Origin of the sequence: Paraburkholderia panacisoli, from assembly GCF_008369935.1 — a bacterium.
Classification (GTDB): domain Bacteria; phylum Pseudomonadota; class Gammaproteobacteria; order Burkholderiales; family Burkholderiaceae; genus Paraburkholderia; species Paraburkholderia panacisoli.
On record NZ_VTUZ01000012.1, the window covers coordinates 232175 to 248080 of the forward strand.

At 59.4% G+C, this 15906-nt stretch carries 13 protein-coding genes; 2 read left to right on the forward strand and 11 right to left on the reverse strand.

Annotation, left to right across the window (positions count from 1 at the left end; all coding sequences use genetic code 11):
* Positions 1–375: 375 nt before the first annotated feature.
* On the reverse strand, positions 376–1353 hold the full coding sequence (locus FVF58_RS20080; RefSeq protein ID WP_188130865.1) for a glycosyltransferase: 978 nt from the start codon (positions 1351–1353) through the stop codon (positions 376–378).
* 31 nt (positions 1354–1384) lie between these two features.
* Here FVF58_RS20080 and FVF58_RS51500 point away from each other — a divergent pair, with 31 nt between their 5' ends.
* A complete protein-coding gene (locus FVF58_RS51500; RefSeq protein WP_188130866.1) occupies positions 1385–1756 on the forward strand; it encodes a hypothetical protein in 372 nt (123 codons plus the stop codon).
* 190 nt (positions 1757–1946) lie between these two features.
* On the opposite strand, the gene FVF58_RS20085 is transcribed toward FVF58_RS51500, so the two are convergent.
* The 5 genes from FVF58_RS20085 to FVF58_RS20105 form a co-directional block, all read right to left on the reverse strand.
* Complete coding sequence (locus FVF58_RS20085; protein WP_188130867.1) at positions 1947–3188, reverse strand: glycosyltransferase; 1242 nt, start codon at positions 3186–3188, stop codon at positions 1947–1949.
* On the reverse strand, positions 3185–4420 hold the full coding sequence (locus FVF58_RS20090; protein WP_149671618.1) for a lipopolysaccharide biosynthesis protein: 1236 nt from the start codon (positions 4418–4420) through the stop codon (positions 3185–3187). The genes FVF58_RS20085 and FVF58_RS20090 overlap by 4 nt, the downstream gene beginning before the upstream one ends.
* Entirely contained in the window at positions 4417–5853 is a 1437-nt protein-coding gene (locus FVF58_RS20095) for a DUF6418 domain-containing protein (protein WP_149671619.1), read from the reverse strand. Before FVF58_RS20095 ends, FVF58_RS20090 begins: the two co-directional genes overlap by 4 nt.
* Positions 5854–5867: 14 nt before the next feature.
* Positions 5868–7094: a glycosyltransferase gene (locus FVF58_RS20100; RefSeq protein WP_188130868.1), complete on the reverse strand. Its 1227-nt coding sequence runs from the start codon at positions 7092–7094 to the stop codon at positions 5868–5870.
* A 90-nt stretch (positions 7095–7184) separates the two neighbouring features.
* The gene (locus FVF58_RS20105; protein WP_149671621.1) at positions 7185–9392 is read right to left on the reverse strand and encodes a polysaccharide biosynthesis tyrosine autokinase; all 2208 of its coding nucleotides are present in this window, start codon (positions 9390–9392) and stop codon (positions 7185–7187) included.
* A gap of 185 nt (positions 9393–9577) precedes the next feature.
* Between FVF58_RS20105 and FVF58_RS20110 the strand changes: the two genes are divergently transcribed.
* Positions 9578–10882 carry a glycoside hydrolase family 71/99 protein gene (locus tag FVF58_RS20110; protein ID WP_149671622.1) on the forward strand — a complete coding sequence of 435 codons (1305 nt, stop codon included), beginning with the start codon at positions 9578–9580 and terminating at the stop codon, positions 10880–10882.
* Here the strand turns inward: FVF58_RS20110 and gmhB are convergent.
* The 5 genes from gmhB to FVF58_RS20135 form a co-directional block, all read right to left on the reverse strand.
* Positions 10860–11465 carry a D-glycero-beta-D-manno-heptose 1,7-bisphosphate 7-phosphatase gene (gmhB, locus tag FVF58_RS20115; RefSeq protein ID WP_149671623.1) on the reverse strand — a complete coding sequence of 202 codons (606 nt, stop codon included), beginning with the start codon at positions 11463–11465 and terminating at the stop codon, positions 10860–10862. The genes FVF58_RS20110 and gmhB overlap by 23 nt on opposite strands.
* Positions 11455–12192: a nucleotidyltransferase family protein gene (locus FVF58_RS20120; RefSeq protein WP_246217119.1), complete on the reverse strand. Its 738-nt coding sequence runs from the start codon at positions 12190–12192 to the stop codon at positions 11455–11457. Before FVF58_RS20120 ends, gmhB begins: the two co-directional genes overlap by 11 nt.
* Positions 12189–12788, reverse strand: coding sequence for a D-sedoheptulose 7-phosphate isomerase (locus tag FVF58_RS20125; protein ID WP_425468955.1), 600 nt, complete (start codon positions 12786–12788; stop codon positions 12189–12191). Before FVF58_RS20125 ends, FVF58_RS20120 begins: the two co-directional genes overlap by 4 nt.
* Positions 12773–13807 (reverse strand): GHMP family kinase ATP-binding protein, encoded by a 1035-nt coding sequence (locus FVF58_RS20130; RefSeq protein WP_149671626.1) that lies wholly within the window; start codon positions 13805–13807, stop codon positions 12773–12775. The genes FVF58_RS20125 and FVF58_RS20130 overlap by 16 nt, the downstream gene beginning before the upstream one ends.
* Positions 13808–14321: 514 nt before the next feature.
* A complete protein-coding gene (locus tag FVF58_RS20135) occupies positions 14322–15554 on the reverse strand; it encodes a DegT/DnrJ/EryC1/StrS family aminotransferase (protein WP_246217120.1) in 1233 nt (410 codons plus the stop codon).
* Positions 15555–15906 lie beyond the last annotated feature (352 nt).

Below are 15906 nucleotides of genomic sequence, written 5' to 3' on the forward strand. Positions count from 1 at the left end.
TTTTCACCCGCTCGGTCCGCACGTTCTGCCCAAAGCCCAAAAATGGACATCGGCAGAATCCACTAGGAAGCTGTCGCAAAACCGGTTAAGCAGAGACTTGAGCCCCGTCCAGCAAAGCGCGTTCGGAACAAATCGTTTTCGCCACTACAACGTAGTCATGCCAGCGGGAATTCGTCCGTGCGTTGCCAGACACCTCTTCCTGCCATGCGACAAGCCACCGCCAGCAAGCGATGCCGGAGTGCAACACGAACACGCCGCCCGTCGAGAGGGCGACGCGCTCGGGAAACGAATCGCACCCCGCGTACCGTCGATTGCAGGGTGCTCGCGCCCGCAGGAATGGTTCGATGCGTCATCACGCGGGGCGCAACCTCGTCTTCAACGCTGCTTTGCATGGGTACTACGCTGCACCACGTCAATCGCGATGGCGGACATGTTGCCTTCGCCAGCAACGACATTCAGCTCCGTCTTCGGCGCGTACACCCCTGGCCGGAGCAGATCGCCCCAGCGGCGCGCAAAAACCGGTAGGCTGAAATTGCGCTCGCAAAAGCCGGCAAACCGCTTCGCCGCGTCCATTACTTCATTCAGATCGGCATCGGGATCGGCGAGAAAACGCTCCAGTCGCGCGCCGTCCATGGCCAGCGCCGCATCTTCAAAATCCAGCCCTTCATACGCAGCGTCATTGCCAACCGCAACGCAACCAAACGAGATGGCCTCCAACACCTTCGACTTGATGCCACCACGCAGGAACGTCGGGCATAGGGCAATCGAGTTGGGGGTATAGACTTCGCCGAGCGTCGGTGCAAAACCGGCGAACATGACATTCGGCACGGTTTCATATTGACCGGACATGCGCCCGTAAATGACCAACGGCAAGCGCAACTCAAGTTGTTTCCATGACGCCAGCAGGTACTGGATTGCGAGCCGGTTCTGCAATTGGCTGTCCGCGCCGACGAATACAAACCGAACCGGACCGGCCGGCCGCGTCACCGGCTTGACCGAGTCGATTGGCGGTGCGATCACATGCACCCGCTTTTTCATTGCGTCGGGCAGGATGCGCTCCAACGCGTCGGCATCCGTTGTCGAGACCAAGGTGACGGCATTCGACGAAGCTGCCGCCAGCCGCTCATGGCCTTTCAGCGCATATTCCTCATATCTCAGCAGCAGATTGCGGACCAACCGCGAATTGATTAGCGAAACGACCGCCGTGGGGATCGACTTCGCGAGATAGCCCACAGACAATGCGAAATTGCCGGTCCTCAGGATATGGGCACGCCGTGACATCAGATCGTCCAGGTCGCTGATGATGTGGCTCGACGGAAAGCGTCGGCGAACGAATGCGGCATAGTCGACCATCCGGATGCCATCGAAGTAGATGACATCGGGCTTGAACTCTTCGATCGCTTCGATCAGTCGCGTCTTTCCATCCCCACTGGCGAACATCGCGACTTGCAGCGCGCACGGCTTGCATGCAAGCACGCCTTCGACGATCCTCAGGCCGACGCGCAGCTTCGAGACGAGCGTGCCCGTTTCGAATACCGAGCGGATCTTGAGTTCGCGCACGTCGGCATCCATACCGATCGCTTCGCGAATGAAGCGCAAAGTGCGTTCACGTCCATTCGACGCCGCCCGAGGAATATCCCGGGTCATTACCATCAGTACGCGCTTTCTCATGCAACCTCCGAATGGAGATGGTCGTAAATTCGTTCCAGCGGCCTATGAAAGCAAATCAGATCTGAAGAGCCGCCATGCCAATTGAACGGTTGTGACACCACGCCCGGAAACCGATCTTTTTTCTCATATGATTCGCTCTGCAAAGTAACGTGAGGTGGCCAATGGGGATGCAAATTGCCGCTAATCCAAACACTCCAGAAATCCAGTTCGATGCAAGATTTGCGCTACCGATGCGTCTCGAATGACTGACGTGATCACCCCACCCGCACGCTGATTTAACTTCGGGTATCCCGCTCGACTTCGATTGCACGGACGCCTGCGTCGCGCTGATCGTGTCGCGCCGCAGCCAGCAGGACCGCTTCGAACTGCTGCAGTTGTCGCGGCGGCAGGAAGTGATCACGTTGTGCGTGGCACCGGCGGGCCATGTCACGGTAGAAGACCGGGTCGTCGACGAATCGTCGGATGAGCGCCCCGAGTGCTGCGACGTCGCCGCGCGGCACGGTCAATTCGGGAAAGGCACTGAATACTTCGGGCAGTCCGCCAGAGGTGAACGCGATCGATGGCTTGAAAAATTCCCAAGGCTCGAAAGCGACCATTCCGAACGGTTCGTTCCACATCGATGTGACGACCACGATATCGACCAACGGGTAAAAGTCTTTCGGAGCGACGAAACCATAGCGCACGACCGCCAGATCCGGGTGCGCCGCGATCAGTGCGTCCAGAACCTGTTCGTTGTCCCTGCCCGCGATATGCAACTCCAGGTCGCCTCCATGCACCGCCGCCGCGCTCGCAAAAAACTCGCGGATACCCTTCGTCGCGTCGGTGCGCCCGATAAAGCCAACCCGAAAAGGCTTGTGCGGTTCAGTGGGCGTCGAGGGGATCGCGCTGAATGGCTGCCGCGCGTTATGGATGACGCAGGGCCGCGCGCGGCCGAAGAAATTCTGCTGTCGATGGCGCTCCAGCACGAAGTTGCTGACGCCGACTACATGCCCCACCAGCCGCGAGAACCACGCCTTCGGGGATGAAACGGTTCGGCATCCCTGGCATGCCTGCTCACACGCGCGGCCATTGCGGAACATCGTCGAGGTCGGGCATAGCAGCCAGTAGTCATGCAGAACATGCACGACCGGGATCCGCAAACACCATGCAGCGAGCCATATGGCCGGCCCCATTCCCTTGAGGTTGTTCGTGCACAGGGCGTCGATATCGAGGCGACGCAGATGGCGCAGCGCGTAAAAGAACACGAACGGGTTGAACGTATCCAATGCACCGAACAAGGCTTTTTTCAGTCCGCTTCGCACGGCATGCGAGAACTGGTTGTAGATGTTCGTATTCGGCATGCTGTGCACGCGAAGACCATCGACGACCTCCGTTTCGGCCGCGCGCGAGTCCGACAAGGTCAGGATGGAAACGTCATGACCCCGGTCACGAAGCTGAACCGCCAGATCGTAGACGATCAACTCGGTGCCCCCGACAACCTTCGGAGGAAAGCGGTTATTGCAGAGGCAGACTTTCATAGCGCAACCTTCATGCGCTGCCCCTGTCCGAAGACGGCAGCCCAGAACAGGACAACAGACACGGCCGTCGCCGCCGCCGGCGCATACATCATGAGCGCCGAAGGCATCACGAACGGCGCCGCTCCGATTGCAACGATGGTCACGATGAGCTTCACCGTCATCAGCCGGTAACGCCGGGCTGCGATGAGCCAGGTAGTGAGTCCTGCGTCCACGAACGTGGCGATCGAGCATGCGGTGCCGAAAATCATGACCGGCACGCCGGCTTCGAACGCAGGTCCATAGATCAACAGGAAGACCGCCCGCCCCACGAACAGGCTTCCGACCAGTGCCACCGCGGCGATCACCGCGAGATAGGCGCTGAGCTTGATCGCCTTGCTGCGCAACTGGTCGTCGTCGCGAGCAATGAAGACCATTGCCGGTGCAAGAGCCAGCGCGAGCGTCGTACCGACAGAGTTCCACTGCTCGACTAGCGACGCCGCAGCCGAATAAATGCCAAGGTCTGTCTTCGACATCAGCGTGCCCAGCAAAAGCCGGTCCATTCGCAACACCAGCACGGTGGCGGCAATCGCCGGCCAGATCCTGAGTCCGCGCACGATGAGCGTTCGCGTGACCATTTCCGAACCGTGCAGCGACCGGGGCCGGTGGAAGGCGAGTGTCCGATAACGGCTGAACGGCGCGGCGGCGGCCACGTAGGCTTCGAGCGGCCATGCGAACGAGGCGACGACCGCGCCAACCGATGCATGGGCTGCGCCCAGCAGCCAGAGCACCCGAACGCCGCTTGCGTAGGCTTTCGCCCTCGTGATGACCCATGGTTTGGTTTCCGCATACGCCATGAGGGAGCCGAGCGAGATGGGCTCGCACAGCATCACCAGTCCGGCGATCAGCGTCAGGGCGGTGCTCGAGGACTGCATCAGCAATCCCACGACAATCAGAAAGAGCAGCGTCACGCTGAGCGTCGAACCCAGGCGCAAACGGAAGGCCCGATAGAAGACGAGGTGTCGCAGCCGGGGATGCCTGCCAAAGATCGGCGCAACGGCCTGAGCGCTGAATATCAGTGCGGCGCTGCTCACGACATACGCGAGTGACAATGCGAACTGCAGTTCACCGAAAAAATGCGCGCCGTACAGAGTGGCGAACAGGTGATTACTCGCGACTGCCGCGAGCGCCCCGATGACCTTTTCGCACACTACCCCGGAGAGCGACGAAAACAGCAGTGTTCTGAAAGATTTCACGACGCCACCAGCCGTTTCATTTTTTGTGCCGTGGACCGCGAATCAACCAGGACCCACCACAGGAACGCCAAGGCCACGTAGAACAGCGTACGAACACTGAAGAAAGACCAGTAGTCGCCTTGCTGGATCCCGGAGCCCGCATAACTCAGCACCTTGACGACCAGCCAGAGCATGACCACACCGCCACGAAGCGCGAACACGATCTGCAATGCACAAAGCGCACCGAATATCACGCCCGTGAACGCGACGAACAACGCGCCGCCAGCCAGACCGAACCAGAATACTGGAATCGCCATCTGCCCCATGGTGAAGGTGACGTCGTCCTTTATATACACTGATATCAAGCGCGGATCGCCATACGCGACCATCACGTCGCGCAAGCCGCTGTAGCCAAAGCTGTCATCGAAGGTAGGCGCGGTGGTCGAGAGCAGCGAACGCGCAAAGCGCCAGAATGCCGGCGCGCCCCCCAACGGAGGCGCGGCGAAGACATGCGCGTCGTAATCGACCACGTACCAGACCTGCCCCTGCAGTAGCGAACGGTCCGTCATCGTGTTTTGCACATCGAGTCCCTGCCCCTGGTAGGCCGAGAACACCGAACCGAGACCGATCACCAGCGCGACAACGCCCCCGATTGCCATGTACCGTAGAACTGGCTTGCCTTTCATGAGGAGCACCGCAACCACCGGGGCGAGGACCGAGAGGCCGAAGTGCAGCACGGACATGAACTGCTCGCCGTGAAGGATATAGAGACCCGTCGTCGCAATGATCAACAGGATCGAAAACGATTTGACTGCATGGCTTCTGCTGGTGGCGAGCGCGCCGAGAATCATCGCCAGAAACGTCTGGTTGTTCAAGAACATGTTGAACAACACACTATTGGTCCCGGTACTGCCGTTGCGAAGGGTATACCGGTTCACACCATTGAGCAGCGCGAACCCTTCGATCAGCCCCGCTGCCACCCCGGCCCCGATAATCGCGAGCGCCAGAATGAATCCCAGCGCTACACTGGGCAGCTCAACGGTGATCAACGCAACCGGCACGTCAGGGTCGCGAACGCGCAGATATCGGTTGAAGCCGTAGAGCGCACAACTGACGAAGAGGACATAGAAAAGCAACAGCCGGCTGGTGGAGCCGTTCGCTTCGCCCTGGACCTTCGTTTCGATCATCAGCCCGCCCGCCTCGATGCCGACGCCGGCGACAAACGCAGTCAGCGCGATCACCATGAAATAGAGCATCGATACCGAAAAGAGCGGTCGCGTCGCCACCAGATAGATGACCGCGAGCACTGCCAGCACGAAGGTCCACGTCGCGCTGGCCTGAGCGTAGCCGAGGTATGGCAGCGCCGTATTGAACGCCAATGCGACGATGCCGACCGCCGGTACGATCAGGTGTGAAACAGAGATCGTCGGTCCGCTAGCCTGATGGATTTGCATGGCCTGTCCGCTTCTTATTCCGCAGAGGTGTACCTGCCGTCTGGAGCGTCAGCGCCGATAGCCCTAAGAAGACTGTGGCGCAACGAAGCGCAGACCACTTCCGACGAGTACTGCCGCGCATTGATCTTGCCGCGTTCGACAAGGCGTTCCGCCAGCGCGGGGTCGTTCGCAAGACGATCGATCGCCGCTGCCCACGCGTCGGGATCGGCCGGATCACTCACCGGGAGAAACGAATCGCCCATCGTCGTCCGATAGACCTGTATGTCGGAACCAACGACCGGAATCCCGGCGATCTGCGCCTCGATCACGGTCCGGCCGAAGCCTTCATGCAATGACGCCGAGACGTACATGTCCGCGGCCTGATAGAGGTAGCCGAGGTCTTCGTCGCTGACGGAATCGAGGAAATGAGCACGGATGCCTGACTCGCTGACCAGCGTCGTGCATTCCTTGCGATTGGCGAGATTGAACGCCTTGCCGGCGCGAACGATCACGAGATCCTTGCGCGCCATCCGGGCCAACGCCCGAAACAGCGTCACGTTGTTCTTGCGGGTTTCGTCCGAGCCGACGTTCAGCAACAGAATCGCATCGCCGATCTCCAAACCGATGCGCTCTTTGAGGATCGCCCTGGCCCGAGCCCGCGCAGCGCGGGGCGTCGGCTCATCGAGCGGCGAATATTTGTCTTCGAACGGGCAAGGCATGATCTGGACGCGTTCGGGTGGGACCGGCACGACTTCGCGCATCTCCGTGGCGGTCACTTCACTTTCCACCAGCACGAGATTCGACCTGACGACCTGCCCCCGGATTGCGCGGATATACAATTCCTTGAGCCGCTCCAATACGCCGCGCGCCTGCCCTGGACGTTGAACGTGATGGAAAAGCACGCAGACCCTGCCACCGGCGAGGCGGACGAAAGGAACCAGGAAGCTCAGATCCTCCTGATAAAGCACGACCATTTCGCACGACCGGGCTACCCGGATCGCATGGAGCGGGTACAGAACGAACTGCCACCAGTAGCGCTTCAGTGAACGGGGTTCAGCAGGAATATCGACCATCTCGACATTGAAGCCGGTGCTCCTGTTCAAAGCCCGGATAAATACCAGGCTATGTTGACCAACCCCGTTCCAGCTGCTTGGCCGCGGCCCCATGAACCAGACGATCCGTAGGTCGCCGCTCGCATTCAGACCTGCGCTTTCTGATGAGCCTGGATTCTTCAGCCCGCTGGTTTCCGGTCCCGTCAGCATCGAAAAAAATCTCATGAAGATCCCTGATTGCGACAATGCGCGTCTGCCGTGTGATCAAGCTGGAGCTGCCTGGCAGCCGGTGAACCTTGTTTAATCCTGGGCAGACATGTACCGGTAAGCATTCGCGTAATAGCCGTAACGCAGCGGCGAGGGCTCAAAGCCGTTGAACACCAGGCCATCGACCGTCGTCCCGACCTTCGCGAGCCGCGACACCGACTCGACGACCTCGGCATAGCTCACTTCTCCTTGCCGCGCCACGAAAAGCGTCATGTCCGCGTGTCTCGACATGGCTGCCGCATCGAGTACCGGAAGGACCGGCGGAGAATCGATGATGACAATGTCGTACTCGTCTCGCAGCGACTCGACCAGGGGTCCAAAATTGTCGGCGCGCAAAAGCTTTGCCGCCTTCTTCGTTTTCTTGCCTGCCGGCAATGCGTGAAAATTGTCGGTGGGCTTGGCGATGACCTCGCCCGATTCGAATGTGCCCTGCAGTACCCCGGACAAGCCGTTGCTTGTATTGACGGAAAGATAGCGATGGACCTTGGATTGACGCATGTCCGCATCGAGCAGCAAGGTCTTCAGTCCTTTTTCAGCTAGCAGATACGCAAGGTTGGCCGAGATCAGCGACTTGCCCTGGTTGGGCACCGCAGAAGTGATCAGGACGACCTTGCCCCCCTCCTTCTCCGCAAGCGAGCATTGCAGCGTTAGCGCAAGGCTCTCCATGGCCTCGACCAGCGGCGTTTCCGTTTCCTCTGCGGTGATCAGAAAGGTGTGTTCTGCCTTTCTTGCCTCTTTTGTCTGTACCGGCGAAGTCGGCAGGATACCGAGCGTATCGATACCGACCATGGCTTCAAGCCGCTTCGGGTCACGAATCCGGCCTGAACCGAGTGCCATCAGCTGCGTCGCAATGAAGCCGAACAACGCGCCCGCCAGGCCGCCGAGCGCCAGTGCGAGAATCGGATTCGGGCGCCCCGGCTTCTCCGCCACCTCCGCGTAATCCACGATCGCCGCGTTGCCCCCATTGCCTGCAGTCGCGATCTGCAACTGCTGCGAATTGTTCATAAGGCCCACATACAGCTGGTTCTCGACCTCCACATCCCGTTCGAGACGCAGGTATTCCTGCTGCAAGCTAGGCAGTTTCTCAATGCGGGTGGACAATTGGCGCGACGCGACGTCGAGTTGTTTGAGTTTTCCCAGTACGGCATCCAGCGGCGCCTGGCCCAGCTGGTACTTTGACCGCATGTCCTGGTAACTCAGGTTGGCTTCGAGTTTGGCTTTCTCGACAGTCGCGGACTGGTCGAGCAACGCCTTGATTTCGCCGCCCACATCAATGCTGCCTTCGCGTAAGCGAAACGCGTTGAGTGCCTCTTCCGCTTTTTGCAGACGGGCGCGCACAGTCGGGATCTGGGTGTTGAGGAAACTCAGGCTGCGTTCCGACTCCTGGGCGCGGCGCGAGACGTTGTTGGCCAGGTACGCGTCAGCAATCGAGTTGACGAGCCGTGCGGCATAGAACGGGTTGGCGTCGCTGTATTCCACCTCGAAAACGCCTGATTCCCGCTTGGTCTCGGCAACGTTGAGCTTCTTGATGATTCGGTCGACTTGCCCCTGCGTCGCATGCCTGACGAGGCTAAATTCGGTTCCCGGACGCGCGACCACGGACTTCACGAGAATCCGGTAGTCGCCCGAGGCGGCGGGCACCCCGACGGTCCCGCTCAGCAGCTCATTGCCTTTACGGTCCAGCAACGTCCACTTGTCGTCACCCAGATAAACGAGCTGGTGCAGCTTGCCCAGCTGCGCCGCCGGAACGTCGAATGAGCCCAGCGTGAGGTTCTCACCGCCCCATGCCCAACGCGTCGCCCCGAAAGGCGCGCCCACGAGACCATCCGGCTCCGTGGGCAGGACCGTGGCGAGCCAGCGGCCAAATACCGGGAAAGTGTTCTTGACCGCGATGGTCGTCTGGGCGGCAGCTGCTTCGACTGCCTGCGTGACGACGGTCCGCGAACGCGCCACGTCGATCTCGCCGAGAATCGGAGAACCGTTGACATCGAGAGCCCGTGTCACGGTCGATAACGAGCCCAAAGCACTGCTCTTCTTGTCCTCGATCTGGATCAACGCGTTAGCCGAGTATGTGGGCGTGGCGAGCAACACGTAGACGGATCCGAGCAGCAGTCCCGACAAAAGGACGCTGAGGAAAAGATATCGATAAGTCAGCACATTTTCCAGCACATCGACCATGGATAGCGCCGACGCGTCGTGATCAATAGCGGGGCTTCTTTCGCGACCGACATTGTTACGCATATGCAAACTCCGAAAATTAAAAACGCTGTCCTGGCGCCGGGCAAGCTCCGCAGGGCGGTGCTCGGGACACCAGGGCTTGCGTGCCTATGCGTCCGGAAGAAAAAACTGACAAAAGCTACTGGACTGGAATACAAACGTCAGCGAATAACTCATAAAATGCAGACTTTCGGGCCATGCTATGAGTCATGAGAACAGTTAAGTGGATACTGCCCGCGCTGACCCTGTGTTTCAGTGCGCTACCCCTCACTGCAATGTGCGAAGAACCGGCCCAAACGCTGGCGCCGCCGAATACTTCGGCGAGCCATACTTTCGCGGGCACACCGAACGGCAATCTCAGCGGGGCCACATCCGTTTCCGATGTCAATATTCACACGCTGCTCTATCCGGGGCACACGACCAAGGTGCTTGCGCACTATCTGCCATGGTGGGCCGATCCCAAATCGCGCGGCGTCTCGGTAGGCTATCGTTCAGACGATCCGGCGCAGGCGCTGCGGACATTCAAGGACATGCAGGCGCGCGGTGTCGACGGCGTCATCGTCGACTGGTACGGCCAGAAAGATCCGCAGGGCCAGCCCGACCCCATTGATGTCGCGTGGCGCAAGTCGATGCCGGAACTGGCGAAATTCCCCGATCTCTCGTTCTCGATCATGGTCGACAGCGGGACTTACAATTTCAATCGCTGCAAGAACTGTGACGTTACTCAGACGGTCCTTTCTCAGCTTGACTACATCTCCCGCACCTACTTTTCCTCCCGACAATACCTCAGGTATGACGGCCATCCGGTGCTATTCGAATTCGGCCTGGACTGGTCCGGCAAAGTCGACTGGTCGCGCATCCAGGCCGCGCACCCCGAGATTTCCTGGGTTCACATCCACAAGCAGGGGTTCGACCGGGATTACAGCGCAGGCGCGTTCGTGTGGGTTTCCGCTGGCTCCGCGGCGCAGAAAGTCAGCGTCTCGAATCTATCCGAACTCAAGGAGTTTTATCGATATGCGCGGACGGAGCCGGCGAAGATTGCCACGGGCGGCGTCTTCAAGGGCTTCGACGATCTGCTGGCCGCGTGGGCCAAGCCCAACGAAAAGCACTACATGCCGCAAGCTTGTGGCGATACCTGGCTGCGAACCTTTGATCTCGTCAACCAGAACTACAGCGCTACGCGCCAGCTGCCCTTCCTGCAGTTGATCACCTGGAACGATTACGAGGAAGGCACCGCGCTGGAATCCGGGATCGACAACTGCGTGACACTGCAGACACATCTTTCCGGCAAGGCGCTCGCCGTCAATCTGTCACATGCCGCGACCGTTGATCACCTCGAACTCTATGAATCGCTGGCGGGGGGCCGGTTTCGTTTGATCAATCAGTACGCGCCGGAGACGGCCGTTATCGAGCTCCCGGCGCGCGCCTCCGGAACGCTTTACCTGAAGGCGGTCGGCAAACCCTTCTTCAAGAACGTTTTATCGTCGCCGATCAGGGTGGGGCGCTCAAAGTGATGCCTGATTGACGCTGCGGCTCGCGCAGCCGGTCCTGTCCGAACCAGTCGGTCAGTTCGGACAGTCTATTGATGCGCGAACCGAGCGATGCCGGTAATTCGACGCCGTGCTCGCCGATCGGCGCCAGCAGGAAACGATGCCCCACTCCGGCACGCGCCGCCGCTTCCAGATCCGACAGCTTGTCGCCTATCATCAGCGACCCTCCCATGTCCAGATCGAGGTCGGCGCGTGCCTGAACGAACATGCCGGGTTGCGGCTTACGGCAATCGCACGCCTGCCGGTAGTCCCCCAGCCCAAACTCCGGGTGGTGCGGGCAGTGGTAGACACGGTCTATTCGCGCGTCTCTGTTCTGGAATTCGCCCAGCATCCAAGCGGTGAAAGCCTGGAACTGGCTGAGCGGGAAATAACCCCGGCCGATGCCCGCCTGGTTCGTGACCAGGACCACGGCATAGCCCGCGTGATTTGCCGCTCGCACGAGCGCGAAGATGTCTTCGATGAACACGCATTCGTTCGGCTCGTGCACATACCCGGAATCGATATTCACGACCCCGTCCCGATCGAGGAAAAGCGCTTTACGTGTCATGGGCCGATTGTTCACACATGAGCGGCACCACGTGCTGGGCTCGCTCGTAGTCCGACGGAATGCCGATATCGATGAACTCGGTGATCTCCGGGAAGACACGGATGTCGAGAGAGTTGAACTTGCGGCGCAGGAAGTCGTCTTCGAATGAAAAGCGCTCGGGCAGATCAAATCCAAGCAGCCGGGCTGCATCGACCGCATACACGCCGGCATTGATGAACCCCGGCGCCTGCACGGGCCGCTTTTCTTCGAACGCGATCAGGCGCCTCGACTCGGCGTCGAATTCGAGCGTCCCATACCGTGACGCATCGGGCACGCTCGTCGCGGCGATTGCCAGGTCGGCGCCGACCGCGTCGAAAAATTCGGCGAAGCTGCACAGATCCAGATCCGTGATCGTGTCGCCGTTCAGGACAATCATCCGCGGCGCGCCGCAGGTCCGCAGCGCGTGCATGATCGCGCCGCCCGTGCCGAGCGGCTCGTCCTCTTCGATGATCGTCACCGACAGTCCCAGGGACTGTCGCGACAACCAGTTGGTGATCTCGCCGCATCCATAGCCCAGCGACAGGACGACGTCCGTCACCCGCTGATGCTCCAGCCAGCGCAGCATCCAGGCGAGAAACGGCTGGCCATCGACGCTGGCGAGCGCTTTGGGAAGACCTTCGCCGAGAACCGGCCGCAAACGCGTCCCCAGACCACCCGCCAGAATCAGACATGGAAGCATTTTGCTCATGACGCGAAGATGTTCTCTTCCACAATGCCGCACACGATGTGGCCGCAGACCAGATGGCCTTCCTGAATCTTGGGCGTGGATGTCGAGGGAATCTCGATGCAGAGATCGGTGCGGGCGCGCATTTCGGCCACACCCTCCGAATGGTTGCCGGTGAAGCCGACTCTGAACAAGCCGCGTTCCTTTGCGACTTCGAGCGCGCGGAGAATATTCGGCGAGCGGCCGGACGTCGAGTACGCCCAGAAGATGTCGCCGGGCCGGCCGACTGCTTCGAGCTGCCGTGCAAACAGCTTTTCATAGCCGTAGTCGTTACCGATCGCCGTCATCACGGACGTATCGACGGTCAGGGCAAACGCCGCCAATCCCGGGCGATCGAAATTGAACCGGCTAACGAACTCACCAGCAATATGCTGCGCATCCGCCGCACTGCCCCCGTTGCCGGCAAGCAACACCTTGTTGCCGGCGCGCAGCGCTTTCGTGACCTGCTGCGCCAGCGCCTCGACGTTGGCGATGACCTGGGGACTGTTTGCAAGCGCGCTCAGAACCGCGATGGTCTTTTCGATTTCGTTGTTGACGGTAATGCTCACGATACTCTCCAGGATTGGGCACCGATGTCGGTAAACGTGCAGGACATGACCTGACCATCGCGGCTGTCGAGCGCGCGCGTCACAGCCGAGCGGTCGATCGGGTCGACGAAGAACATCATGAAACCACCGCCTCCCGCGCCCGAGACCTTGCCGGCTTTCGCCCCTGCGTTGGTGGCGATCCTCCACAACTCGTCGATCGACGGATTCGAAATGTTTTTCGCCATGCGCTTCTTTGATTCCCACGAGTCGCGCATGGAGGCGGCAATACCGGCGAAGTCGGCGCGCAAAACCGCCTCTTTCATTCTTGTCGCTTCCATCTTGACTTCGTGAAGAGCGGCAAGCGGATCGGTCATATTCTCCTTCACATTGTTGCTTTGCTCTTTGATGATATTGGCCGATTCGCGCGATACGCCGGTGTAGAACAGCACCAGCGACGCCTCCAGCTCGGCCTTCGTCTCCTGCTTGATCCGCAATGGATTGACGATGACCTTGTCGCCATAAAACTCCATGAAGTTCAGGCCGCCGAAGGTCGCCGCGTACTGGTCCTGCTTGCCGCCTGCGAGGGCAAGATCGATCCGTTCAATGTCGTGAGCCAGTTTCGCGACGTCGTATTCGCCCAGCGGCAGCGAAAGCAGTTCGCAAAAGGCCTGCACAAGCGCGACCACGACAGTCGACGAAGAACCCAATCCGGATCCCGGAGGCGCTTCTGAATGCGTGGTGATTGATACGGCAAGCGGATGGCCGCCATTGAATTGCTTGACGATCCGGTTGTACACCCCGACATGCAAACCCAAGCCCTTGATTGGCGGGAGTTCAGGGGAGATATCTCCGATCCAGCGCACTTGCGTATCCGCAGCGTGCAGTTCGAGCTTCGCGTCATCGCGCGGCACGATTGACGCGTAGGCAAACCTGTCAATGGTCACGTTAAGCGCCAGTCCGCCAAAACGATCGGAGTAAGGGGAAACGTCAGTTCCGCCTCCAGCCAGTCCAAGCCGCAGGGGCGCGCGCGCGCGGGCGATGAAGTGCGTCATGATTTGTCCTTTCTCGGCATTAGACCGGCCATGTGAACTTGTAATGAATTGACAGCAACATTGGTCATTGAGCGCGGAATAGTTCAGGACTGTTTGACAACCAATCTTCATGCGTCGGCCGGGAGAACCCCCAGAACCGCCTGCCGATCGCTCACAGAAAGCAACTTCGTCAGAACCAGACCGCAATCAAAAAACATTAGTACAACGAATGACAACGAATGCGTGACACAACTGCCTTAATAGCCTGATGAATACGAAACCCGATCGACCCGTACAACAAAAGCCGACGAACAATGCAGCGAACCACTTACCCCGCAAGACCCACGGCCGCCCCCCCAACTGACGTGGTCATGCGTTTCCTCCTGATACCAACAACTATCTGTTCAGCCTTTTTCCGCTCCTGCAAAGGCTTCCTGCTACGTGTCTTCTGCGTGAAGACACTGGAACGGCGCTTCATTTGACCGTCAAAACGCCTCATCGCCGTAACAAAAGCCGGGAGCCCGCGATAGCGCGTTCAGCTTTTCGTCTCCAGCAAAGGCTCCATTTTCGTCTCCTGTCGAGCGAAGAAGTCACGCACGCGCTCACAGATGAACGTGATGTCGTCGCGCATAAGAGCCGGGTAGCTCGGCAGGTTGATGCCCCGGCTCGAGATGTCGTCCGCAATTGGAAAATTTTGGCCCGGCGCCGCATACATCTGCATCTGATGGACCGGATAAAACAGCGGACGGGTTTCGATACCGTCGAGCTGGAGCGCGTCGCGGAAAGGGTCGCGCTCGCGGGCGTCGTCGACGAGAACGGATACCATCCAGTAACTGTGCTGCGTGCCCGGACGGGTGCTGTGTACATGCAGGGGCAACCCGGCCAGGCTCTGCCGATACCATTCGGCTATTTGCAGCTTCTTGGCGATCAGATCGTCAATAGACTCCATCTGCGCGCATCCAATCGCCGCGCACAAATTCGTCATCCGGTAGTTGAAGCCGATGGCGTCGTGCCAGTATTCCCGCTCGCTGCTCACTCCCTGGCTTCTGAGATGCCTGATTTTCCGGGCAAGCTCGGCGTCGTTGGTCACCACCATGCCGCCTTCGCCGGTCGTAATCGTCTTGTTGCCGAAAAAGCTGAAGCAGCCGACATCGCCAATCGTGCCCACGTGTGTGTCGCCGTATCGCGTGCCGATTGCCTCCGCACAGTCTTCGATCACATAGAGCGAATGCTTTTTCGCCAGCGCCATCACCGCATCCATGTCAGTAGCCTGACCGTAGAGATGCACGACCATGATTGCTTTGGTCCTGCTGGTGATCTTGCGCTCGGCATCTTCAATGTCGATTTGCCAGTAAGCGCGCTCGCTATCGACGAATACCACGTCCGCGCCCGTGTACTTCACTGCATTCGCGGAGGCAATGTAGGTCAAGGTCGGAACCAGTACCTCATCGCCCGGGCCAATGCCCAACGCGGCCAACGCGACGTGCAGCGCGACGGTGCCATTGCTGACCGTAATCGCGTGCTCCGCGTCCAGCCATGATCCAAACGATTCTTCGAACTGCCCTACATATTTGCCCTTCGAAGAAATCCATGTCGACTCGATACAATCGACCACCAGAGCTTTCTCGCGACCGTTGAGGTAAGGAGAATAGACGGGATATCTGAGGTTCATATAGTCGTATCCTATTGTCGAACGGCTGAAACTAACGATAAGAAGAATTTTTCTTGAGCCGACAGAAACTAACTGCTTTTTGCCGCACTCTCTCAAACGCCTCGCCGTCCCGTCTATCTGGACTTCGAGTGTCGCCCTTGTATTTACAGACTTACGTTCTTGTAGTTTTCTCTGCTGCCCGTGGTTGGACGATTCGACGCGAGCGCGCACTTGAATATGGCTTGCGCCCGGTCTGGCCGGTCAACCTCGTGCAGGAGAGTATTAATTCTGCGTCCCGCTCCGGCCCCGGAACTTCCGAGCCGAATGACGACAAGCCTGATGCGTGCATCGGGCCGCTCCCGGCCGCCAACACCATTGCTTTGCCATCACGATGCAGACTACGTTTCGATGTCCGGGAGATCCGTGCGCTGCACAACACAAGAGGAGTAACCGCCGCCGGCTATAAATC